Below are 22,740 nucleotides of genomic sequence, written 5' to 3' on the forward strand. Positions count from 1 at the left end.
CGAGCATGTCAATTTTCCTCAACAAGGATTCCAAGGTCATCGTTCAGGGCATCACCGGCGGTGAGGGCACCAAGCACACCGCTCTCATGCTCGCTGCTGGCACCCAGGTCGTTGGCGGCGTCAACGCACGCAAGGCCGGCACGACGGTAGTTCACGGCGACGTTGAACTGCCCGTGTTTGGCACTGTTGCTGAAGCAATGGAGAAGACGGGAGCGGATGTTTCGATCGCTTTTGTTCCTCCGGCCTTCACCAAGGATGCCGTTGTCGAAGCTATCGACGCTGAGATCCCGCTGCTCGTCATCATCACCGAGGGTGTTCCCGTCGGTGACTCGGCTGAGTTCTGGGCTTACGCACAGGAGAAGGGCAACAAGACCCGCATCATCGGTCCGAACTGCCCCGGAATCATCACGCCCGGTGAAGCACTCGTCGGCATCACGCCCGCGAACATCACCGGCAAGGGCCCGATCGGTCTCGTATCTAAGTCGGGAACGCTTACGTACCAGATGATGTACGAACTCCGTGACCTCGGATTCTCGACCGCAATCGGTATCGGTGGCGACCCCATCATCGGCACGACGCACATCGACGCTCTTGAAGCGTTCGAAGCTGACCCCGAGACCAAGGCAATCGTGATGATTGGTGAGATCGGTGGAGACGCTGAAGAGCGCGCCGCTGACTACATCAAGGCTCACGTCACGAAGCCTGTTGTGGGCTACGTTGCTGGCTTCACGGCGCCCGAGGGTAAGACCATGGGTCACGCCGGTGCGATCGTTTCTGGCTCTGCCGGAACCGCTCAGGCCAAGAAGGAAGCGCTTGAAGCTGCTGGTGTGAAGGTCGGCAAGACGCCGTCTGAAGCTGCCAAGCTCATGCGCGAAATTCTCGAAACTCTGTAGCACGCAGAGGCCCTAACGGGCACTTCTCGCTACTCCAAGCGCCGCTCGTCTTCGTGACGAGCGGCGCTTGTTTCGTTATTGAGAGTTTTCGGATGATGATGCCGATGCAGCTCTTCTGGTCGCGTAGCTGGCTGACAGCGCGACGCTCTGCACGAAACTCAAGGTCAAGACGGTGACGCCCGAGTATGCCGCTATGTAGTAGCTCGGTGGGGTAACGATCGCGCCAAGTAATGGCTCTTCATAGAACCAGATGGTTTGTCCGGCAAACACGCCCAGCACCGCGATCAAGGCTGTCACTAGCCACGATGAAATCAAAAAATAGACTCTCATGCGATGCAGGCTATGTTCCTTTGACTCTTTAGTCGATGCCTCGCGCTAGGCGTGCGGCGCAGGGTCGAGTTCGGGCGCGGGCGTGCGAGTTCCGCTGCGTTGGGCCGCGGCTCCTGCGAGCACGACGAGGCCGATGCCGATCCACTGTACGAATGACGGAATCTGGTGCAGCACGATGAGTCCGACGAGCACTCCGAAAGCTGGTTCGAGCGCCATGAGCGTGCCGAACGCGGTGTGGGTCATCCGGCGCAGCGCCAGCATCTCAAGCCCGAATGGCAGCACGGGGGAGAGCAGTGCAAGGCCGAGCGCGATCGGCAATACGCGCCAGTCGAAGTCGGGAATGACCTGGGGTGCTCCGACGAAGGTCGCCATGAGCGCAGCAATCGGGATAGTCATTGACAGCGAGCTGATGCCCGTGAAGCGATCGCCGACCTTTTGCGTGAGCAAGATGTAGGTGCCCCAGCCCGCTCCGGCCAGCAGTGCGAAGCCGACGCCGATGAGGTTCGTTTCGCCCTCCCACGGCTCGGTGAGCAGCACAACGCCGACCAGCGCCAGAGCGGGCCAGGCGAGCATCCGCGCGCTACCGCTTCGAATGGCGGCGACGGCGAGCGGTCCCAAGAATTCGATGGCCACAGCGGTGCCGAGCGGGATGTGTTCGAGCGCCGAGAGGAAGGCGACCGACATGACTGCGGTGGCGACACCCAGCCCGAGAATCGGCGCAACGTCTTGCCGACGGATGCGACGAAACTGCGGGCGCGCGATCATCAAGAAGATGACGCCGCCAAACACCAACCGCAGCCACGCGGTTCCGCCGGCGCCAACTTGCTCGATGAGCCCCACTGAGAACGCCGAGCTCAGTTGGATCATCATCATGGCGGCGACCGCCATTGACCAAGCGGGCAGCGGCTCGCGCGTCTCACGCATGAGAAGTTTCCGTTCGGTGTGATGCGCCGACGCCCGGTTCGAGCACGGTCAAGACGAATCGTGTGGGCGCGGGGCTTTGGTTGTTGTAGGTGTGGTCTTCGTCGCCGGGGAACGCCAGCGAATCTCCGGTGCCGAGAACGAAGGTCTCACTGGCGACGGTCATCGTGAGCTCGCCCTCGAGCACGTGCAGTAATTCTTGAGTGCCCGCGCTGTGCGCTTCGCTCGAATGTGAGTCGCCGGGCATGAACGTCCATTCCCACAGCTCAAGGGCTTCGGGGGTATTGCTGGAGGCCATCAGGATGCCGCGACCGCCGTGCTCTCCCGTCCAGAGTGCTGCGCCAGCACCGGCGCGCGTGACCTTCGCCTTCTGGGCTCTTGGTGGCTCCACGAGGGCGGGCAGGCTCACGCCGAGGGCTTCGCTGAGGCGCAGCAGGGTTCCCACGCTGGGGTTCGCCATGCCCTGCTCGACGTTGACGACCATCCGGCGGCTGACTCCCGCATTCTCGGCGAGTTGGTCGAGGGTCAACTTGCGTGCTTGGCGCTCGTTCTTGACGCGGGCGCCGATCGTACGTGCAAGGAGCTCGGTGGGTTCATCCATGAGTGCAGCATAGTGCACTTATAGTGCACCCCGTCAACGACGGTGCGTCGACGCCGGGATGCCACCAGGCCGCGTCCCCCAAAGAGCGGACAATATGTCACGTTAAGGTAACGCTGATAGGGAGAGACCCCCTGTAAAGGGGTAGAACGCACATATAGTGGCTCGTGGTGAGTGCCCGACCACCGGCTTCGCAAACACGCTCTGATCAGCGTGTGCACGTCAATAAAGCAAGTCCCATTCACAGAAGAATAGGAACATTCGTGAGCATTCGAAGAGTCATATCGGTGGTGGCAACGACAACTCTTGTCGCCACTTCCTTGGTTACCGGCGCCGCACTCGGCGCCACAGCTGCACCAGCATCCATTGGTGGCGGCGGCCAAACTGAATTTACCCCGGGGCGTTACATCGTCACGATGGTGGATCAGGCTGCCGCAACCTACGACGGTGGTGTGCGCGGTTTTGACGCAACAACCCCACCCGATGGCGAGCAACTCGACACTCGCCGCCAAGTAGTGCAGGACTACACCGAGTATCTGGAAGAGAAGCAAGAGGACGCTGCGGCATCCGTCGGCGCTGACATCGACTACTCCTACACGCTTGCGACAAACGGCTTCTCGGCCGATCTGACCGCAGCTCAAGCGGCGGAGCTTTCGGCGAACAAACTTGTTGCCTCCATCGTTCCGGATGAGCTGAAGAAGATCACCGCAGCGCAGCGGTCAACTGAATTCCTCGGCCTCGAAGGCGCAGACGGACTCTGGGCCTCCATCGGTGGCGCAGAAACCGCCGGTGAGGGAATCGTTGTCGGCGTGCTCGACACCGGATTCGCTCCCGAAAACCCGGCCTTCGCCGGTGACGCTCTCGGTAGCACGCCGGGTGTAGATCCCTACCGCGATGGTGACTCCATCGTCTTCGAGAAGTCAGACGGCCAAACCTTCACGGGTGTCTGCACCGAAGGCGAACAGTTCACCGCCGATGACTGCACGACCAAGGTCATCAGCGCTCGCTACTTCGTTGACGGCTTCGGCGCCGGCAACCTCGGCGACGCCAGCGTCGGCGAATACGTTTCGCCGCGTGACGGTGATGGCCACGGCTCGCACACCGCGAGCACCGCAGCCGGCAACCTCGAAGTTGACGCCAACGTGGGCGGCAACGCTCTCGGTTACTTCTCCGGTGTTGCCCCCGCCGCCAAGATCGCTGCCTACAAGGTGTGCTGGAGCGGACCAGACCCGGTCGCTACGACCGACGACGGCTGTGCATCCACTGACCTTCTCGCTGCTATCGACCAGGCTGTCGCTGACGGCGTTGACGTGATCAACTACTCGATCGGTGGAGGCGCTGCCACCAGCACCGTTTCGCCCACCGACCAGGCCTTCCTGGGTGCGGCTGCTGCCGGCGTCTTCGTCGCTGCCTCTGCCGGAAACGATGGCCCGGGCGCAACAACGCTCGACAACGCTGCACCGTGGATCACCACAGTTGCCGCCAGCACCATCCCGAACTACGAAGCTACGGTCACCCTCGGTGACGGCCAGGAGTTCGCCGGTGCGTCGATCACGGTTGACCTCGACCCGGCCGCGGAACCGCTGACCGGCGAGCTCGTTTACGCTGCGGATGTCGCCCTCGAGGGCGCCGTTGACCCCGACCTGTGCCTCGCAGACACTCTCGACCCCGCTCTCGTTGAGGGCAAGATCGTGGTCTGTGACCGCGGAGTCATCGCTCGCGTCGACAAGTCGGCCGAGGTTGCTCGCGCCGGTGGTATCGGCTCGATTCTCGTGAACGTCACACCGAGTTCGACTGACCTCGACACTCACGTGATTCCGGCCATCCACTTGGATGCTCAGTACCGCGATGCCGTTGTTGCGTACGCCTCGACCGAAGGCGCCACGGCGACCTTCACGCCGGGCAACGAAACCGCGTACCAGCCGCCGACACCTCAGGTCGCTGGCTTCTCGTCGCGTGGTCCCGTTGAAGCTGACGGTAGCGACATCATCAAGCCCGACGTGTCGGCCCCCGGCGTAGGAATTCTTGCCGCTGCGGCAAACGCGCAGGGTGCAGAACCGACGTTCAAGCTGCTCTCCGGCACCTCGATGTCGTCGCCGCACGTTGCCGGTCTCGCCGCGCTATACCTCGGGGAGCGCCCCAACGCGACTCCTGCCGAGATCAAGTCGGCGTTCATGACAACCGCCTACGACACCGTGGATGGCGACGGAAACCCCGTCACCGATCCCTTCACGCAGGGCTCCGGCCACGTTGACCCCACCAAGTTCTTTGAACCTGGACTGCTTTACCTGAACGACATCAACGACTGGCTGTCCTACATTGAGGGCGCTGGCTACGACGTGCTCGACCCCGCGGTCGAAGCGATCGATCCCAGCAACCTCAACCTGGCATCCATCGGTATCGGTTCGCTGACGGCGCCCGAAACGATTACTCGTACCGTGACCTCCACTCAGGCGGGCACATTCGAGGCATCCATCTCGGTTCCCGGCATCGACGCCACGGTATCGCCCTCCACGCTGACCTTCGGTGCGGCAGGCGAAACTCAGAGCTACGAAGTGACGATTAGCCGAACGGATGCTCCGCTCGACCAGTTCACGACCGGTGCTCTCACGTGGACCAGCGGCGACACTGTCGTGCACAGCCCCATCGCAGTACGCCCCGTCACGATCCTGGCGCCGGACACAGCTAGCGGAACCGGCACTTACGGCGCCGTCGAAGTGACGGTCACGCCCGGCGGAACCGGCGACATCCCGCTGACCTCGACCGGGCTCACCGCTGGTGTCTTCTATGAAGACCCCACGGGCACCGAAACCGATCACTCGGGTTCTGGCGTCGCTGGTGACGAGTTCGAGTACGCAGCAACAGTGCCCGAGGGCACGACCTACGCGCGCTTCGATCTCGACTCGATCGACGACACGGCAGACCTCGACCTCGTCGTGTACCTGCTTGATGACGCGGGAACGCCTATTGCCGGGTGGCAGTCAGCCACGGGTGCTGCGGATGAGCGAGTGAACCTTGCTGATCCGACTCCGGGTAACTACCTCGTGCTCGCCTCGGTCTACGCGGCCAACCCCGCTACCGCATTCGACGTGCGAACCTTCGCCGTTGTTCCGGGTGCCGGAGAGCCGCTGGGTCTCGACCCTGCGGTGTTGTCGGGTGTTCAGGGCGAAGCCGTGAGCTACACCGCATCGTGGGAGGGCCTCGCCCCGTTCACGAACTACCTCGGTCTCGTGAGCTATGGCGACACGGGTGCGACCACCGCAATTGAGGTTGTGACGCAGGAGGACGTTCTGCCGGGAACTCCGGTAAACACCGTTCTGCCCACGATCTCGGGCAACCCCCTGGTCGGTAAGAAGCTCACGGCTAACCCCGGCGAGTGGGATGTTGACGGGCTGAAGTTCAGCTACCAGTGGCAGGCGAACGGCGAGAACATCGCCGGCGCCGACAAGCGCAAGTACACGGTCACGAAGGCTGACGAGGGCAAGGCGATTACCGTCGTTGTCACCGCCAGCAAGAAGGACCTGCCGAGCGCGAGCGCAACCTCCGAGGCCGTGATGATCAACTACAGCTCGAGCGTGAGCCTGTCGGTGAGCAAGCACATCGCGTTCTCATGGAACACCGTGAGCGCCACCATCCGCGTCGCTACTGGCGAGGATGCTGCCGCGACCGGAACGGTCAAGGTAACCGTCGACGGCAAGAAGGTCGACACGATCACGCTCGACGAGTCGGACAACGGAAAGGTGACGGTGAAGCTGCCGAAGCTTGATCGTGGCCTGCACCAGGTTCGCGCGGAGTTCACGCCGGCCGGCGACAACGTCACGGGCTCAAAGAGCAGTAACGACTGGGTTTGGATCGTCTTCTAGGCGGCACTCACTCAGTAGCTAACCCACGACAACAACGGCTGGTCACCTCCCCACGGGTGGCCAGTCGTTGTTGTGTTAAGCGCGCTGTGGTGGGGTGTTAGTCGTCGAGCGGGCGGCGCACGACGGGCGGCGGCCACGCGGTGTAGCCGAGCTCGCGAGAGATGTTGCGCGCGGTCTCGCGGAGTACGTTCAGTACGTTGTCTTCTGGCGGCCATTCGCTCGACGGCATCACGACCGCGACGGCGGCGATGACGCTGCCATTGCGGTCGGCGATCGGTGCCGCGATAGACGATTCGCCGAGAACGGCCTCGTCTTCCTCCGTGGCAATGCCGCGCTCGGCGATCTGCGCAAACTGCAGAATGAGTTTGGAGGGGTCGGTGATGGTGTCGCCGGTGAGGCTACGCAGGGGGTTCTCGAAAAGCTGGTCCGCGGCATCCGCGTTGTAGGTCAGCAAGATTTTGCCGAGGGCTGAGGCGTGCACGGGAATTGACAGCCCGGTTTCGGGCATTTGCTCGCTGCCATCCGGCCGGCTGTTGTGGTGGATGACGATGACTTCGTCGAACAGCTCAGCACCCAGGCGAACAGCGAGCCCCGTGCGCCGCGAAAGTTCTTGGGTCCAGCGCATGGCTCGCGCCCGTACGTCGAGGGTGTCGAGGTACACGTTCGAGAGTTTGAGTAGAGCCGGGCCGAGCATGTAGCGGTTGCCGTTGGGCTCTTTAGCGACCAGGCCGTGGGCCTGCAGCGACTTGACGATGCCGTGAACGGTCGACGGCGGGAGTCCAAGATGGCCAGCGAGCTCGGTGATTCCGAGATGGCGCGCGCCCTGAAGCGATGAGAGCACTTGTGCTGCTCGATCAATCGATTGGATCAACGCTGTTCCCCGTCGGTAGGCCGGTATTCATTATGTCTGCAGTCGGCGTTTACTTTCGCCGCATCCCCGCTTGACAAGATGATAGTGAACGTAGCATATTCGACATTATCGAATAACGTTCCGATATTACGGAATGCGGCGACACCCGGTCGCGCGAATAAATCGAGTTCAAAGGAGAACTAATGGATGAGAACAAGCAGTGGCAGAAGCTAGCTGCAGAGTTTCTAGGAACCGCTTTTCTTGTATTCGTCGGTGTCGGCTCCGTGCCTGCGACCTTCATCCTGAATGGTGACGAGCCCTTCACGATGGCGAGCCTCGGAATCATTTCCTTCGCCTTCGGACTCATCGTCGTCGTCACGGTGTACGTGTTCGGTTACATCTCCGGCAACCACATCAACCCGGCCGTCACCCTGGGGCTCGCCGTCTCCGGCAAGTTCCCCTGGCGTGAAGTTCCCGGCTACCTCGTGGCTCAGCTTCTCGGTGCTATCGCCGGTGCCTTCGCAATCGTCGGTGTTCTCGGCCAAGCCGCGGTAGACGCCGGCTTGGGCGTTGCCGCCTTCAACCCGGACACGATCCCCGTGGGTCAGGCATTCTTCGCTGAGTTCATCGGAACGTTCATCCTCGTCTTCACCGTCTTCGGTGTTATCCACCGCAAGGCAGCCCCCGGCTTCGCCGGACTCGCCATCGGTTTCGTCGTCTTCGCCGCCATCATTCCTGTTGGCCCGATCACCGGCGCCTCCATCAACCCGGCGCGCACCACCGGCCCGATGCTCGTTCAGCAGATCATGGGCGGCCAAGTCGCATGGGAGCAGCTGTGGGTTTACCTCGCCGCTGAACTGCTCGCCGGCGTACTCGCAGCCCTCGCGTTCGGCTTCATCTCGAAGACCGCCGCAGACAACACCACCCTCACCGAGGCACTCACGGAAGAGAAGGCCAAGTAATGAAGAAACTGATCAACACCCCCGAGTCGGTACTCGCCGACGCGCTCGCCGGAATCGACGCCGCGCATCCCGAGCTCAAGGTCGACCACGTCAACCGCGTGATCTACCGTGCAGAACCCACCCGCGCTGGCAAGGTCGCTCTGATCTCCGGTGGCGGCTCGGGCCACGAACCGCTCCACGGCGGCTTCGTAGGCCTCGGGATGCTCGACGCCGCGTGTGCTGGCGAAGTCTTCACCTCGCCCACCCCCGACCAGATGCAGGAAGCTACCAAGGTCGCTGACTCTGGTGCTGGCGTACTGCACATCGTCAAGAACTACACCGGCGACGTCATGAACTTCGAGATGGCCGCCGAAATGGCTGAAGCCGAAACAGGAGTGAAGGTGGCCTCGATCGTCGTCAACGACGACGTTGCCGTTCAGGACTCGCTCTACACGGCAGGCCGCCGAGGCGTTGGCCTCACCGTTCTGCTCGAGAAGATCGTCGGCGCAGCAGCTGAAGAGGGGCAAGACCTCGCCGCGGTCACCGCACTGGCACACCGCGTCAACGACTCCGGCCGCTCCATGGGAATGGCTCTCACGAGCTGCACCGTTCCCGCGGCAGGAAAGCCAACCTTCGACCTGCCCGACGACATGATGGAAATCGGCGTCGGCATCCACGGAGAACCCGGTCGCCACCGCGAAAAGCTGGCGGATGCCGCCTCCATCGCCAAGCAACTGGTCGACCCGATCCTTGCCGACATGGACTTCACAGGCTCACCCGCCATCGTGATGATGAACGGTATGGGTGGAACCCCGCAGATCGAGCTGTACATCATGTACAACGAGGTCGCGAAGCTGCTGAAGGCCGCCGGCGTTGAGGTTGTGCGCAACCTCGTCGGTGACTACATCACGAGCCTCGACATGGCTGGCTGCTCGGTCACCATCCTCAAGGCTGACGAAGAAATGTTGAAACTATGGGATGCCCCGGTGAACACCGCCGGGCTCCGCTGGGGAGTCTAAGAACTATGTCTACAAGCACCATCACTCTCGACCAACTGATCGCCTGGCTTTCGCGTTTTCGCGATCTCGTGACCGAGAAGCAGAGCTACCTGACCGAACTTGATTCGGCCATCGGCGACGCTGACCACGGATCGAACATGACCCGCGGAATGAGCGCAGTAATCGAGAAGGTTGGTGCTGCACCCGCGACCGCCGCCGACGAACTGCTCAAGTCAGTAGGAATGACTTTGGTTACCTCCGTCGGCGGCGCGAGCGGCCCCCTCTACGGCACGCTCTTCTTGCGCATGGGCGTCAACGCTGGTCCCGTCACCGAACTCGACGGAGCAGCCTTCGGCGCCGCTCTGCGGGCCGGTCTCGACGGCGTCGTAGCGCGCGGCAAGGCCGAAGCGGGCGACAAGACCATGTTCGACGCGCTCTCTCCGGCACTGGATGCGTGGGATGCTGCCGTCGCTGGCGGCGCCGACATCAGTGCTGCGGCGTCCGCGGCTTTCGCTGCCGCCGAAAAGGGTCGCGACGCGACCGAGCCTCTCGTCGCCCGCAAGGGTCGCGCGAGCTACCTCGGAGAACGCAGCGCCGGACACCTTGACCCCGGCGCCACCTCGAGCACGCTGTTGCTTCAGGCGCTCGCCGAAACCGTAGCGAGCTGACCATGATCGGCATTGTGGTGGTGAGCCACAGCCCTGCGCTCGCGCGGGCTGCTGTGGATCTTGCCTTAGAAATGGTGGGGGAGACCCCGCCGCCGATCGCCATTGCGGCCGGTGCCGGCGACGGCATCATCGGTACGGATGCCGTGAAGGTTGCCGAGGCAATCGACGAGGTTGCCAGCGGAGAAGGCGTTCTCGTTTTCATGGATCTCGGGTCTGCGGTGCTGAGCGGCACCATGGCCACCGAGTTCATGACCACGAGCGACGAAGTTCGACTGACGGATGCTCCCTTCGTGGAGGGCCTCATCGCCGCGATTGTGCTGGCTAACGCTGGTGCTTCGCTCGACGAGGTCGACCGCGAAGCCCGGGGCGCTATGGGCCCGAAGCAGAGCCAGCTCGCCGATCAGGGCGGGGCTGTGCCTGCGGCAGAAAGCGAAGATTCTGCCTCGGATGCTGCGCCTGCGGTAGCCGCTGCGGCATCCGCTGCTGATGGCCCAGCGGCGCTGACCGCGGAAGCCACTCTTGTGAATCCCGACGGGCTGCACTCTCGCCCGGCCGCCGCGATCGTTCAGACGCTCGCAGGCATCGATGCGAAAGTGACGATCCGCGACGTGACGACGGGTAAAGGCCCAGTTGGCGCGAACAGTTTGATTGGAATCATGTCGCTCGGCGCCAAAAAGGATGAGGTTGTCGCATTCTCGGCAACCGGCGCTGCAGCCCAGCAGGCAATCGACACGCTGCTGGAGATGACGCGCGACGGCTTCGGCGAACTCGCGAGCTAATAGCGTTCACGCGCTCACTCACGAAAAGCCCGCCGAGATTCGTTCTCGGCGGGCTTTCTGCGTGCGGGCAATCTCCGCCGTGAGATCGCCGCTTTGCGGTAGGCCGCAGCGCGCTTGTGGGTGCCGCGGGGTACTCTCGGCAACGACATGAATCGCCAGCTCACCCTCCTCTTCGCCGCCTTCGAGGCGCTGCTCGTTGTCGCTATCGGGATTGCGATTCCGCTGGTTCCGCTGACGCTGCTGTGGGGCATCCACTACGGTCTGGCGATTGACTGGACGGTGTTCTGGCGCACGGCGGTCGACATTTGGCTCGTCGGTCATGGCGCCGACATCACCGTCGTCCTTGATCCGGCAGTGGCGAGTTCGGTCGGCCTTGCCGCCGCGAGCACTCCCGTCACGATCACGATGGCGCTCTTGGGCTTTGCCCTGCTCACTCTTCTCTTGGGGGTGCGCGCTGGTCGCCGCGTCGCCGAGACTTCGCATGTGCTGTTGGGCACGCTCGCGTCCCTTGCGACGTTCGGGTTGGCGTCGCTCGTACTGACGCTGTCGGCGCTGCACCCGGTGGCGCGTCCGTCGCTGTGGCAGGGCACTCTGTTGCCGACCCTCGTCTTTGCGCTCGGCCTGCTGATCGGCAGCCAGATCGTGTCGGCAAGCAATCCCGTATCTGGGGGCATCCGTCGCTGGATTTCTGGATGGCCGGCTCACGTGCGCACGATCGTCTCGACCTCTCTGCGCGGTGGCGCCATCGCGGCTGCCGGGTTGTTCGCAGTCGCTTCGCTCATCACGACGGCGGCGATTGTCACGTCGTTCGCCGACATCATCACGCTCTACGAAGGGCTTCACACCGAGGTGCTGGGTGGCGTCGCGGTCACGATCGGCCAACTCGCTCTTCTCCCCAACGTCGTCATCTGGGCGGCCTCGTGGCTCGTCGGCCCCGGCTTTGCGATCGGCACCGGCTCGGCGGTCTCACCGCTGGCGACCACGCTCGGGCCCGTTCCCGCGATCCCGCTGTTGGGCGCGCTACCCGGGGGAGATTTCGCTTTCGGTTTCGTAGGGCTACTTGCTCCGATCGTGGTGGGCTTCTTGGTCGCTGCCGTTCTTGGCCCGCGCATCGCCGGCGAACTTCGTCGCCGCGAGCTGGCGATAGTGGCGCTGGGAATAGGTGTCACGGCCGCGGTGATTGTGGGCGGGCTGGCCTGGGCATCCGCTGGTTCAGCTGGTCCTGGCCGTTTGGTGGATGTCGGCCCCCAGCCCTGGATCGTTGCCGCGTGGGCTGCGCTTGAGTTCTCGGTCGCGGCGGGGCTCGGCCTCTTGGCGGCTGCTCGCCCGGAACGCGCTGACGACGGGTTCACTGAGCGCTAGGCTGGGTGGGTGCTCACACTCGTTGTCTTGATCTCTGGGGGCGGGTCTAACCTCGCTGCCCTGCTCGAAGCGGCCGAGAGTGCCGACTTTCCCGCTCGTGTCATCGCCGTCGGCGCCGACCGGGCTGCGGACGGTTTTGATCATGCCGAGCACTACGGCATCCCGACCTTCTCGGTGGCGATGTCAAACTTCGAGAACCGCGACGAGTGGGGCGATGAACTGCTCGAGCAGATTCAGTTCTGGAACGCCGACCTTGTGGTGCTGAGCGGCTTCATGAAGCTGTTGCCGCCGCGTGTTGTTGAAGCGCTCTCGCCCAACATCATCAACACGCATCCGGCGTACCTTCCCGAGTTTCCGGGAGCGCACGCGGTTCGCGATGCTCTTACGGCGGGGGCAACCCAGACCGGTGCCAGTGTTATCAAGGTCGACAACGGTGTCGATAGCGGTCCGATCATCGTGCAAGAGCGCGTTGCGATCGAGCCGGGGGATACCGAAGAACACCTGCATGCTCGCATCAAGCCGGTGGAACGGCGCTTGCTCGTGCAGACGATCGAAGACATTGCCACCAATCGCATCAACCTAAAGGAACTCTGAATCCCATGAGCGGCCCCCGTCACAATCCTGCCGATTTCCGCGAACGCAATGTCGTTCCGATCCGCCGCGCGCTTATCTCCGTGAGTGACAAGTCGCGACTTCTCGACCTTGCCGGCGCGCTTGCCGACGCGGGCGTCGAACTCGTCTCGACCGGTTCGACCGCGAAGACGATTGCTGAAGCGGGCTACGACGTCACCGAGGTATCGAGCGTCACTGGTTTCCCCGAGTCGCTCGACGGTCGCGTCAAGACACTGCACCCCGCCGTGCATGCCGGCATTCTGGCCGACCTCCGCCTCGAATCGCACGAAGCTCAGCTCGCTGACCTCGGTATCAAGGCCTTCGACCTCGTCGTTGTCAACCTTTACCCCTTCGTCGAGACCGTAGCTTCGGGTGCCGCTCCCGCCGACATCGTGGAGCAGATCGACATCGGCGGCCCCGCCATGGTGCGCGCTTCTGCCAAGAACCACGCCAACGTCGCCATCGTCACAAGCCCCGACAGCTACGACGAGATCATCGCAGCCGCCGCGGGCGAGGGCACAACCTTCGCGCAGCGCTACGCGCTCGCTTCGCAAGCCTTTGCGCACACCGCCGCCTACGACACCGCGGTGTCGCAGTGGTTCATGACCGGCGCTCTGCTGGGCGACGACGCTGCCGCGGCATCCGTTCCCACCACGCCGGCCCACCTCGACGTTGCTGCCGACCAGCTCGCCGTACTCCGCTATGGCGAGAACGCTCACCAAGAAGCAGCCCTCTACGGTGTTGCCGCTCAGCCCGGAATCGCTCAGGCCACGCAGCTCGGTGGCAAAGAGATGTCGTACAACAATTACGTGGATGCCGACGCCGCTTTGCGCGCCGCTTTCGACCACGAGACTCCCGCTGTTGCGGTCATCAAGCACGCTAACCCGTGCGGAATCGCCACGGCGGCCAGCATCGCAGAAGCCCACGTGTTGGCGCACGCCTGCGACCCCATCTCGGCCTACGGCGGAGTTATCGCGGCCAACGGAATCATCACGAAGGCTGCAGCAGAGTCGATCGCCCCGATCTTTACCGAGGTTGTCGTTGCTCCCGGCTTCGAGCCCGAAGCACTTGAGATCTTGAAGGCTAAAAAGAACCTGCGCTTGCTGCAGCTGCCCGAGGGCTACGCCCGCGACAGCCGCGAACTGCGCCAGATCTCGGGCGGCATGCTTGTGCAAGAACTCGACGCGCACTTCTCGCCGGCATCGGCGTGGACGCTCGCTGCGGGCGACGCCGCCGATGCCGAGACCCTCGCTGACCTTGAGTTCGCGTGGCGTGCAGTGCGCGCAGTGAAGTCGAACGCTATCTTGCTTGCCGACGGCGGAGCATCCGTGGGTGTCGGTATGGGGCAGGTGAACCGTGTTGACTCGTGCCAGCTCGCAATTTCGCGTGCGGGTGACCGGGCCAAGGGTTCGGTTGCGGCCAGCGACGCGTTCTTCCCCTTTGCTGACGGACTGCAGTTGCTGCTCGATGCCGGTGTTCGTGCGGTCGTTCAGCCCGGTGGTTCCATTCGTGATGAAGAGGTCATTGCGGCAGCGATCGAAGCTGGCGTGACGATGTACTTCACCGGAGAGCGCCACTTCTTCCACTAAGCGCGACACTCAGCGCGACCGCAGCGCGGCACTCGCTCGCGTTACGGGCGCTGACGCGCGGTTGAGAAGCGCTCGGGTGCGCTCAAGGCAAAAACATAGATTGATACAGATAGGTTTGGGCGCATGATTAGTGTGGGAACGCGTTTCGGCGCAGCTTTTATTTCAGGACTTGCCGTTGCCGGCACCGTGTACCTCGCAACTGGGTTGGCGTTCTTCACGGCGAACGGTGCCGCGGCCGAGAACCTTCCGGCGATTGCCGAGTACTTCTTGCCGATGGCGCTCGTGCTGTTCGTGTTGTACTCCCTGGCGGCAGCGCTGGAAATCAACCGGTTCTGGTACACCGCCGCGGTCACGGGCCTCGTGCTGGGTATTGCTGCGGCATTCTTCGGAACCGCACTGGGGATCATCGCGTCAGGCGCCGAGTGGAACCCCGAGGCAATGACCTTCATCTTGGCCAGTCTGCTGGGTACCAACCTCATCTTTGTCGTTGCCACCATCATCGCGGCTGTCACCGTTGGTCGTCGTGTCTGGGCAGCAATTGCCCGGCCGGTTCACCAGCCGACCACCCTCACCGCTCTGGTTCGTGCGCCGTCGTCACGTATGGCCGACGGCGAGCTCACGCACCTTGACCGTGTTCCCGTCGACGCCGAACTCGCGGATGCTCAGTGGGAAGGCTATGTCGCAGCGCTCCAGGCCAACGGCTTCGAGACCATCGAGGTACCCGCTGCCGATGAGCTTGCTGACTCGGTCTTCATCGAAGACACCGTCGTGATGTTCGGCGAGGTTGCCGTGCTCACGAGCCCCGGCGCCGAAAGCCGCCAGCCCGAGATCGATGCAGTTCGCGCCAGTATCACTGACATGGGCCTCGAGCTTCGCGAGATCACTCAGCCCGGAACGCTCGACGGCGGCGACGTTCTCAAGGTCGGCTCCACGGTCTATGTGGGCCGCGGTGGTCGCACTAATGCTGAAGGCATCCGCCAGCTGCGCGCGATCGTAACGCCCCTGGGCTACACCCTCATTGCCGTGCCGGTCGAGAAAGTGCTGCACCTCAAGAGCGGTGTCACGGCACTTCCCGACGGCACGATCATTGGGTACCCCGATCTCGTCGACAATGTCGACCTCTATGACCGTTTCTTGGCCGTGCCCGAGGCCGAAGGTGCCGCTGTTGTGGTGCTGTCGGATGACGCGGTGCTGATGTCATCGTCGGCCCCGAAAACCGCGGCTCTCATCGAGAACCTCGGGTATCGCGTCGTGACTGTTGACGTGTCAGAGTTTGAGAAGATGGAGGGCTGCGTCACATGCCTCTCCGTCCGCATCCGCTGAGTTGAGACTCTGTCAAAAAATTTAGCTTCTAACGATTGTGGTTAGGTCGGAGCAGGCATATTCTAAAAAGCTGTCTGCTCCGCGTCTGGCTGACGAATTGCAGCGGTTCACGGTCGCGCCGTAGCGACCCGCAGTAATCACGATCACCGTTCGCGGTGATCCCTTTTCGTCAAGGAACCACGTTGTCTCACGAGTCTGTCCAGCCCCCGCGCGCTAAAGCCGTGGGCACCTTTGCGGCCATCCGCCGTGTATACCCGTACGCCAAACCGGCGATGCCTCACATCTATCTCGGCATGGCGGCTGCGCTCGCGGCCGGCATTGTTGCGCTGCTGATCCCGCAAGTGTTGCGTTCGCTCGTGGATGGCCCGCTGCAGTCGGGTGACTCCGGCGAAATCTGGCCCGCTTTCTTTATCGTCCTCGGGCTCGGCATTGTCGAAGCGATCATGATCGCACTGCGCCGCTACTTCGTGCTCACGCCCGGAACCCACGTTGAAGCGCGCATGCGCAACACGCTCTACATGACCTTGCAGCACTTGCCGGTGAGCTTCCACGATCGCTGGCCGAGTGGGCAGTTGCTGTCGCGCGCCGTGAGTGACCTGAGCCTCATCCGCCGGTGGCTGTCATTCGGGCTCGTGCTGCTCGTGGTCAACGTGCTTACGATCATCGTGGGGTTGATCTTTCTCGTCAACATCTCCTGGATTCTCGGCGTGATCTTCATCGTCACCTCGATTCCGCTCTGGATCTACGGCTACGTGTTCGAAAAGAAGTACTCGATTGTGGCTCGCCGCAGTCAAGACCAGACCGGTGACTTGGCGACGGCCGTTGAAGAGTCGGTTCACGGCATCCGTGTTCTCAAGGCATTCGGTCGCGGCAAGCACGCGCTCGTTGGATTCTCGGCTCAGGCCGAGAGCTTGCGCGGCACCGAGATTGAGAAAGCTCGCGCCATTGCAGGCATCTGGTTGTGGCTGTTGCTCGTACCCGATGTCATGTTCGCCCTCGGCCTGCTGGGCGGCGTCTGGCTCGTTGTCGAAGGAAACATCTCGGCCGGCGACCTCGTCGCTTTCTTCGCGACCGCGACCGTATTGCGCTTCCCCGTGGAATCGATCGGTTTCTTGCTCTCGATGACGTTCGACGCGCGCACCGCGGCCGACCGCTTCTTCGAAGTCATGGACTCCGACAACCCGATCACGGATCCCGAGAACCCGGAGACGATCACGGAGAGCAAGGGGCACCTGCAGTTCACGAACGTGCACTTCCGCTACCCGGATTCGCCCGCGAACGTTCCCGACCTCGTCAATGGTGTCGACCTCAGCATCGAGCCGGGGGAGACGATGGCTCTTGTCGGTCTCACCGGTTCGGGCAAGTCCACGATCACGGCGCTCACAACACGGTTGTACGACGTGACAGAAGGCTCGATCAGTATCGACGGCGTCGACATCCGCAGCCTCACTCTGTTGGAGCTGCGTCGTCACCTGGCAATGGCGTTCGAGGATGCCACGCTGTTCTCGTCGAGCGTGCGCGAGAACGTGCTCATGGGGCGCCCCGACTCGAGCGAAGAGCAATTGCGCGAAGCGCTCAGCATCGCGCAGGCCGACTTTGTTTACGACCTGCCGAACGGCCTCGACACCCTCGTGGGCGAGGAGGGTTTGAGCCTCTCGGGTGGTCAACGCCAGCGACTTGCGCTCGCTCGTGCCGTTGCGGCGAAGCCCGCGGTACTCGTGCTCGACGACCCGCTCTCCGCGCTCGACGTGGACACTGAAGCGCTCGTCGAGGCAGCGTTGCGCAAAGTGCTGAGCTCCACCACGGCACTCATCGTTGCTCACCGGCCATCGACCGTGATGCTCGCCGACCGGGTTGCTCTTCTCGAAGATGGCAAGGTAACCGCAGTCGGAAAGCACTCCGAGCTGCTCGCCACGAGCGACCATTACCGGTACGTCATATCCAGTCTCGAAGAGGAAGAACAGGAGGTCAGCTCATGAGCGTGATGGGAACCTCCGGCGAAGAGCGTAACGACTACACCAAGGATGAGAGCCGCCAGATTCGTCAGCGTTCGCTGCGACTGCTTGGTTCGCTGATTGCGCCGCTGCGCGCCCGCGTGATCCTCACGATGGTCGTCGTTGTCGTCAGTACCGCCGCTCAAGTTGCGGGCCCCGCACTGATCGCCTTCGGCATCGACCGAGCCCTGCCCGCCCTCATCGACGGCGATGCGCTGCCCCTCGGACTCACCGTGGGCGCCTACCTGCTCACGGGCATCGTCGGCGCCTCGATGATCGCCTGGTACACCGTGCTCAGCGCACGCGTGAGCCAAGCGATTCTGTTCGACCTGCGCAAGCGCGTGTTCTTGCACACCCAGCGCTTGAGTCTCGAATTCCACGAGAGCTACACCTCGGGCCGCATTATCGCGCGCCAGACGAGCGACCTCGATGCGATTCGTGAACTGCTAGACTCGGGCATCAACCAGCTCGTTCAGGGCGCGCTCTACATGGGGTTCATCGCGATCGCGATGTTCTCGCTCGACTGGGTGAGTGGCGTGATTCTGTTCTGCGCCCTCGTTCCGCTTGGCTTCCTCACGCGCTGGTTCCAGTTGCGGTCGCAATTGCACTTCCGCGAGACGCGCACCACCTCGGCCAAACTGATCGTGCACTTCGTTGAGACCATGACCGGCATCCGTGCGGTCAAAGCATTCCGCAAGGAAGAGCGCAACCGCGAACAGTTCGGTGGGCTCGTCGAGAACTACCGGGATGCCAACGCCCGCGTCATCCAACTGTTCGGAATCTTCGACCCGGGTCTCGTTCTCATCGGAAACGTCGCCCTCGCAATGATTCTGCTCGTGGGCGGACTGCGGGTTTCGACCGGCGACCTCGCGATCGGTGCCCTGCTCGGTGCGCTGTTGTACGCGCGTCAGTTCTTCGCTCCGGCGCAAGAGATGGCGATGTTCTACAACTCGTACCAGTCGGCTGCAGCGGCACTCGAAAAGATTTCGGGAGTGCTCGAAGAGCGCCCGACGGTTGCCGACCCCACGACGCCTATCAATCTGCGCAAGGCCAAGGGCACCGTGAAGTTCGACGGCGTGGAGTTCGCGTACAACTCGGAGAAAGTGATTCTGCCGAAGTTCGATCTCGAGCTGCCGGCCGGTCAAACTGTCGCGATGGTGGGAACAACGGGCGCGGGTAAATCCACGCTCGCGAAGCTCATCTCGCGGTTCTACGACCCGAGCCAAGGCACGGTCTCGCTCGACGGCGTTGACCTGCGCAAACTGCACCCGAAAGACCTGCGTCGTGCGATCGTCATGGTCACGCAAGAGGCGTACCTGTTCTCGGGCAACGTGGCCGACAACATCGCCCTCGGCAAGCCCGATGCCACGCGCGATGAGATCATCGCGGCCGCGAAGGCGGTTGGCGCGCACGAGTTCATCGAAGCGCTACCCAACGGCTACGACACCGACGTGAACAAACGAGGTGGTCGCGTGAGTGCGGGGCAGCGACAACTGCTGTCGTTCGCGCGCGCGTTTATTGCCGACCCCGTTGTATTGATTCTGGATGAGGCTACTGCGTCGCTCGACATTCCGAGCGAGCGACTCGTGCAGGCCGGTCTTCAAACGCTGCTCGCCGATCGCACTGCTGTCATCATTGCGCACCGTCTCTCGACGGTCGCGATTGCTGACCGCGTGCTCGTGATGGAACACGGTCGCGTGATCGAAGACGGCACCCCGCAAGAACTCATTTCGGGCTCCGGCAAGTTTGCGCAATTGCACGCGGCTTGGCGTAACTCGCTCGTTTAGGGGTGGTGCCGCGCTAACCGCAGGTTGACGCGGTACTCGCCGTCGGGCATCCATTTCAGTGGCGTTGATTCGGCTTCGTAGTGCACGAGCGCTCGATCTTCGTGACTTAGGGGTGGATGCCCGCCCGAACGGATGACGCGCCACCACGCCACCTCGGAGCCGTAGCGAGCCATTACGGTGCCGACAGCGCGCGCGGCTCGCGAGCCGATCGTGGCAGCCACTTCGCCGTAGGTCATCACGCGCCCGGGTGGGATCGATTCAACGACCTCGAGAACGCGGCTCACGAAATCGTCGCTGGGAGCGGGCATCGTGAGCGTTTAGTCAGCGAGCGTTGGGTTGGCGAGCGAGAGTGCGGGAAAGGAGCAGGGGAGAGGTCACGCTCTAGAGCGTGTACTCGCCCAGCTTCTCGCCATATTGGGTTTCGCCGACAATCTGGAAGCCCACTTTGAGGAAGAACTGCTCGGGGCCGTCGTCGCCCTCTTCCCAAATGGCCGTGATGCGGTCGAAGCCGCGACTGCGAGCTTCTTCGGCGAGAGCCTTGACCGCGAAGCGGCCGATTCCCTGACCCTGCTCATCACCGGCAACATTGACGCGCCAGATGCAGCTGCGGAACTCTTCTTGGGAAGCGTTGGGGTCGAAGTTGCCGCGGACGAATCCCACGACCTTGTCGCCGTCAAGGACAACGCGCGGCCAGGAGGTTAGCGGATCGATATACGCATCTGCGATCGCGTAGGAGGGCGGTGTGACGAATTGCTCCTGCCCGCGACGCAGCGAGAGGTTGTTGGCAGCCACGATGGTGCTTGCCGATAATTCTTCAAGTCTTAGCTCACCCATGAATACAGGCTAACCCGCGGTAGACAGATGCGCCAAGGTATCTCGATGTCGAGATACTTAGGAAAAAGAGTAAGCTGGTAGAGGCCACTAACTAAGGAGCAAAGCTTGTCCAAGATCAAGGTAGAAGGCACCGTCGTCGAACTCGACGGCGACGAAATGACGCGAATCATTTGGCAGCGGATCAAGGACACCCTGATCCACCCGTACATCGACGTTAACCTCGAGTACTACGACCTCGGCATCGAAAGCCGTGACGCAACTGACGACCAGATCACCATCGATGCGGCTCACGCCATCCAAAAGCATGGTGTTGGCGTCAAGTGCGCAACCATCACCCCCGACGAAGCCCGTGTTGAAGAATTCGGCCTCAAGAAGATGTGGCGCAGCCCTAACGGCACCATCCGCAACATTCTTGGTGGCGTCATCTTCCGCGAGCCGATCATCATCTCGAACATCCCGCGTCTGGTTCCGGGCTGGAACAAGCCGATCATCATCGGCCGTCACGCCTTCGGCGACCAGTACCGCGCCACCGACTTCCTCTTCAAGGGCAAGGGAAAGCTGACCGTGGAGTTCGCTCCCGAAGACGGCTCCGAGCCCATGAAGTTTGAGGTCTACGACGCCCCCGGCGACGGAATCGCCCAGGTTCAGTACAACCTCGACGACTCGATCGTTGACTTCGCTCGCGCGAGCCTCAACTACGGTCTCTCGCGTAACTACCCCGTGTACCTCTCGACGAAGAACACGATCCTCAAGGCCTACGACGGTCGCTTCAAGGACATCTTTGAAGAGATCTTCCAGACCGAGTTCAAGGACAAGTTCGAAGCTGCCGGCCTCACCTACGAGCACCGGCTCATCGACGACATGGTCGCATCGGCCATGAAGTGGGAGGGCGGCTACGTCTGGGCGTGCAAGAACTATGACGGCGACGTTCAGTCTGACACCGTAGCTCAGGGCTTCGGCTCGCTCGGCCTCATGACCTCCGTTCTGGCCACGCCAGACGGAAAGGTTGTTGAAGCAGAGGCTGCTCACGGCACCGTGACGCGTCACTACCGCCAGCACCAGCAGGGCAAGCCCACCTCCACGAACCCGATCGCCTCGATCTACGCGTGGACCCGTGGACTCGCTCACCGTGGACTGCTCGACAACAACCAGGAGCTCATCGAGTTCGCCTCGACCCTGGAAGATGTCGTCATCAAGTCGGTGGAGGGCGGTCACATGACCAAGGACCTCGCGCTGCTCGTCGGACCGGACCAGAAGTGGGAAACCACCGAAGAGTTCCTCGACACGCTCGACAAGAACCTCGCCGCACGCCTCGCATAATCTGCGTCTCACGCGGTAACTGACTGGCGTACGCCACGACGTTCACGAAGGGCCCGAAAGCTTCGGCTTTCGGGCCCTTCTGCGTGGGCGCACACGCGGGAAAACACCCAGCTCGCTCTGGCTATTCTTGAGCGGCGGGTGCTGTGCGGTGCTCGCTTGTGCAGAACGCGACAGCGTGCCGCGCGGTGCATAGTGAGGAGACAACAGTGACGGTCGTCATAGCCGGATGCGGTGACCTGGGTATCGAAACTGGGCTCCGCTTTGCGGCGCTGGGGCATTCTGTAGTGGGCCTACGTCGCTCGATCGAAAAGTTGCCGCCCGAAATCGCTGGGCAAGCGGTCGACTTGTCAGCGCGGATGCCAGTTCTTCCCCCAGACACCAGCATCGTAGTGATTGCTGTCAGCCCCGACGAGCGCACGCGCGAGGGCTATCGCGCGACCTACGTCGACAGTGTGCGGAATATCGCCGCGGCTATCGAGCGAGACTGCGCCACCGCACCGAGAGTCATCTATGTCTCATCGACCGCCGTCTATGGCGTCAGCGACGGCTCGTGGGTCGACGAATCTACACCGGCGACGCCAACGACGGAGACAGCGTCCGTATTGCGAGAAGCCGAAGAGTTGTTGCTCGAGAGCGTCGCCAATTCGACGGTTCTTCGCTTGGCAGGCATCTACGGGCCGGGCCGCACCCGTCAGATCGACCGCATCCGTGCCGGCGACGAAACGGTGGCATCCACCCCTTACTTCACCAATCTGATCCATCGGGATGACGCCGCAGCGGCCATCGTGCACCTCGCGACGATGGCCTCCTCGCCCGCCAGCATCTATGTCGGTGTCGATGATGAACCGGCCGATCAGCGCGAGGTCATCGAGTTCCTCGCTCGCGGTATCGGGCGACCCGTTCCGTTCGAACGTGCAGGTGGTGTCACCGGTGGCAGGGGCCGCGGTAAGCGCTGTCGCAATGCGCTACTAAAAAGCACAGGCTTCTCGTTTACCTATCCGAGCTACCGCGAAGGGTATGCGGCGGTGCTCGGGGGGGAAGGCGCTCGTCATCGCTGACGCCGTTCACAGAGTGAGCG

Annotated in this window: 20 protein-coding genes; 14 read left to right on the plus strand and 6 right to left on the minus strand. The window is 62.6% G+C overall.

Annotated features, from left to right (window positions below; genetic code table 11):
• The first annotated feature begins 5 nt into the window (after positions 1-5).
• Positions 6-893: a succinate--CoA ligase subunit alpha gene (sucD, locus tag CLV85_RS03875; RefSeq protein ID WP_100388269.1), complete on the plus strand. Its 888-nt coding sequence runs from the start codon at positions 6-8 to the stop codon at positions 891-893.
• Between the two features lie 75 nt (positions 894-968).
• On the opposite strand, the gene CLV85_RS03880 is transcribed toward sucD, so the two are convergent.
• Genes CLV85_RS03880 through CLV85_RS03890 form a run of 3 tightly spaced genes read right to left on the minus strand, consistent with a single transcriptional unit; the run spans position 969 to position 2,745 of the window.
• Positions 969-1,223 carry a hypothetical protein gene (locus CLV85_RS03880; protein WP_100388270.1) on the minus strand — a complete coding sequence of 85 codons (255 nt, stop codon included), beginning with the start codon at positions 1,221-1,223 and terminating at the stop codon, positions 969-971.
• Between the two features lie 45 nt (positions 1,224-1,268).
• Entirely contained in the window at positions 1,269-2,147 is an 879-nt protein-coding gene (locus CLV85_RS03885) for an EamA family transporter (RefSeq protein ID WP_100388271.1), read from the minus strand.
• On the minus strand, positions 2,140-2,745 hold the full coding sequence (locus CLV85_RS03890; protein WP_100388272.1) for a helix-turn-helix domain-containing protein: 606 nt from the start codon (positions 2,743-2,745) through the stop codon (positions 2,140-2,142). Before CLV85_RS03890 ends, CLV85_RS03885 begins: the two co-directional genes overlap by 8 nt.
• A gap of 260 nt (positions 2,746-3,005) precedes the next feature.
• Between CLV85_RS03890 and CLV85_RS03895 the strand changes: the two genes are divergently transcribed.
• Positions 3,006-6,605 carry a S8 family serine peptidase gene (locus tag CLV85_RS03895; protein ID WP_229820330.1) on the plus strand — a complete coding sequence of 1,200 codons (3,600 nt, stop codon included), beginning with the start codon at positions 3,006-3,008 and terminating at the stop codon, positions 6,603-6,605.
• Positions 6,606-6,702: 97 nt separating this feature from the next.
• Here CLV85_RS03895 and CLV85_RS03900 read toward each other — a convergent pair whose 3' ends face one another.
• Positions 6,703-7,476 carry an IclR family transcriptional regulator gene (locus CLV85_RS03900; RefSeq protein WP_100388274.1) on the minus strand — a complete coding sequence of 258 codons (774 nt, stop codon included), beginning with the start codon at positions 7,474-7,476 and terminating at the stop codon, positions 6,703-6,705.
• A 182-nt stretch (positions 7,477-7,658) separates the two neighbouring features.
• Between CLV85_RS03900 and CLV85_RS03905 the strand changes: the two genes are divergently transcribed.
• The 10 genes from CLV85_RS03905 to CLV85_RS03950 all read left to right on the plus strand — a co-directional run bounded on the left by CLV85_RS03905 (position 7,659) and on the right by CLV85_RS03950 (position 19,508).
• Positions 7,659-8,417 (plus strand): MIP/aquaporin family protein, encoded by a 759-nt coding sequence (locus tag CLV85_RS03905; protein WP_100388275.1) that lies wholly within the window; start codon positions 7,659-7,661, stop codon positions 8,415-8,417.
• Positions 8,417-9,415, plus strand: coding sequence for a dihydroxyacetone kinase subunit DhaK (dhaK, locus tag CLV85_RS03910; protein ID WP_100388276.1), 999 nt, complete (start codon positions 8,417-8,419; stop codon positions 9,413-9,415). The genes CLV85_RS03905 and dhaK overlap by 1 nt, the downstream gene beginning before the upstream one ends.
• Positions 9,416-9,420: 5 nt before the next feature.
• A complete protein-coding gene (dhaL, locus tag CLV85_RS03915) occupies positions 9,421-10,062 on the plus strand; it encodes a dihydroxyacetone kinase subunit DhaL (RefSeq protein WP_100388277.1) in 642 nt (213 codons plus the stop codon).
• A gap of 2 nt (positions 10,063-10,064) precedes the next feature.
• Complete coding sequence (gene dhaM / locus CLV85_RS03920; RefSeq protein ID WP_100388278.1) at positions 10,065-10,841, plus strand: dihydroxyacetone kinase phosphoryl donor subunit DhaM; 777 nt, start codon at positions 10,065-10,067, stop codon at positions 10,839-10,841.
• Between the two features lie 147 nt (positions 10,842-10,988).
• Positions 10,989-12,203, plus strand: coding sequence for a cell division protein PerM (locus CLV85_RS03925; protein WP_100388279.1), 1,215 nt, complete (start codon positions 10,989-10,991; stop codon positions 12,201-12,203).
• Between the two features lie 9 nt (positions 12,204-12,212).
• Positions 12,213-12,797: a phosphoribosylglycinamide formyltransferase gene (purN, locus tag CLV85_RS03930; protein ID WP_100388280.1), complete on the plus strand. Its 585-nt coding sequence runs from the start codon at positions 12,213-12,215 to the stop codon at positions 12,795-12,797.
• A gap of 5 nt (positions 12,798-12,802) precedes the next feature.
• Positions 12,803-14,404, plus strand: a complete 1,602-nt coding sequence (gene purH, locus CLV85_RS03935; RefSeq protein ID WP_100388281.1) for a bifunctional phosphoribosylaminoimidazolecarboxamide formyltransferase/IMP cyclohydrolase — start codon at positions 12,803-12,805, stop codon at positions 14,402-14,404.
• A 123-nt stretch (positions 14,405-14,527) separates the two neighbouring features.
• A complete protein-coding gene (gene ddaH / locus CLV85_RS13590; RefSeq protein WP_100388282.1) occupies positions 14,528-15,727 on the plus strand; it encodes a dimethylargininase in 1,200 nt (399 codons plus the stop codon).
• A gap of 272 nt (positions 15,728-15,999) precedes the next feature.
• A complete protein-coding gene (locus CLV85_RS03945) occupies positions 16,000-17,706 on the plus strand; it encodes an ABC transporter ATP-binding protein (RefSeq protein WP_229820492.1) in 1,707 nt (568 codons plus the stop codon).
• Positions 17,703-19,508, plus strand: a complete 1,806-nt coding sequence (locus CLV85_RS03950; protein WP_100388284.1) for an ABC transporter ATP-binding protein — start codon at positions 17,703-17,705, stop codon at positions 19,506-19,508. Before CLV85_RS03945 ends, CLV85_RS03950 begins: the two co-directional genes overlap by 4 nt.
• Here the strand turns inward: CLV85_RS03950 and CLV85_RS03955 are convergent.
• The gene (locus tag CLV85_RS03955; protein WP_100388285.1) at positions 19,505-19,816 is read right to left on the minus strand and encodes an MGMT family protein; all 312 of its coding nucleotides are present in this window, start codon (positions 19,814-19,816) and stop codon (positions 19,505-19,507) included. The genes CLV85_RS03950 and CLV85_RS03955 overlap by 4 nt on opposite strands.
• A gap of 73 nt (positions 19,817-19,889) precedes the next feature.
• The gene (locus CLV85_RS03960) at positions 19,890-20,342 is read right to left on the minus strand and encodes a GNAT family N-acetyltransferase (RefSeq protein ID WP_100388286.1); all 453 of its coding nucleotides are present in this window, start codon (positions 20,340-20,342) and stop codon (positions 19,890-19,892) included.
• Positions 20,343-20,447: 105 nt separating this feature from the next.
• Between CLV85_RS03960 and CLV85_RS03965 the strand changes: the two genes are divergently transcribed.
• Together CLV85_RS03965 and CLV85_RS03970 are read left to right on the plus strand one after the other, a co-directional pair.
• A complete protein-coding gene (locus CLV85_RS03965) occupies positions 20,448-21,662 on the plus strand; it encodes an NADP-dependent isocitrate dehydrogenase (RefSeq protein WP_100388287.1) in 1,215 nt (404 codons plus the stop codon).
• A 206-nt stretch (positions 21,663-21,868) separates the two neighbouring features.
• Positions 21,869-22,720, plus strand: coding sequence for an NAD-dependent epimerase/dehydratase family protein (locus CLV85_RS03970; protein WP_100388288.1), 852 nt, complete (start codon positions 21,869-21,871; stop codon positions 22,718-22,720).
• Positions 22,721-22,740: the final 20 nt, after the last annotated feature.

The organism is Salinibacterium amurskyense (genome assembly GCF_002797685.1).
Taxonomy (GTDB): Bacteria; Actinomycetota; Actinomycetes; order Actinomycetales; family Microbacteriaceae; genus Rhodoglobus; species Rhodoglobus amurskyensis.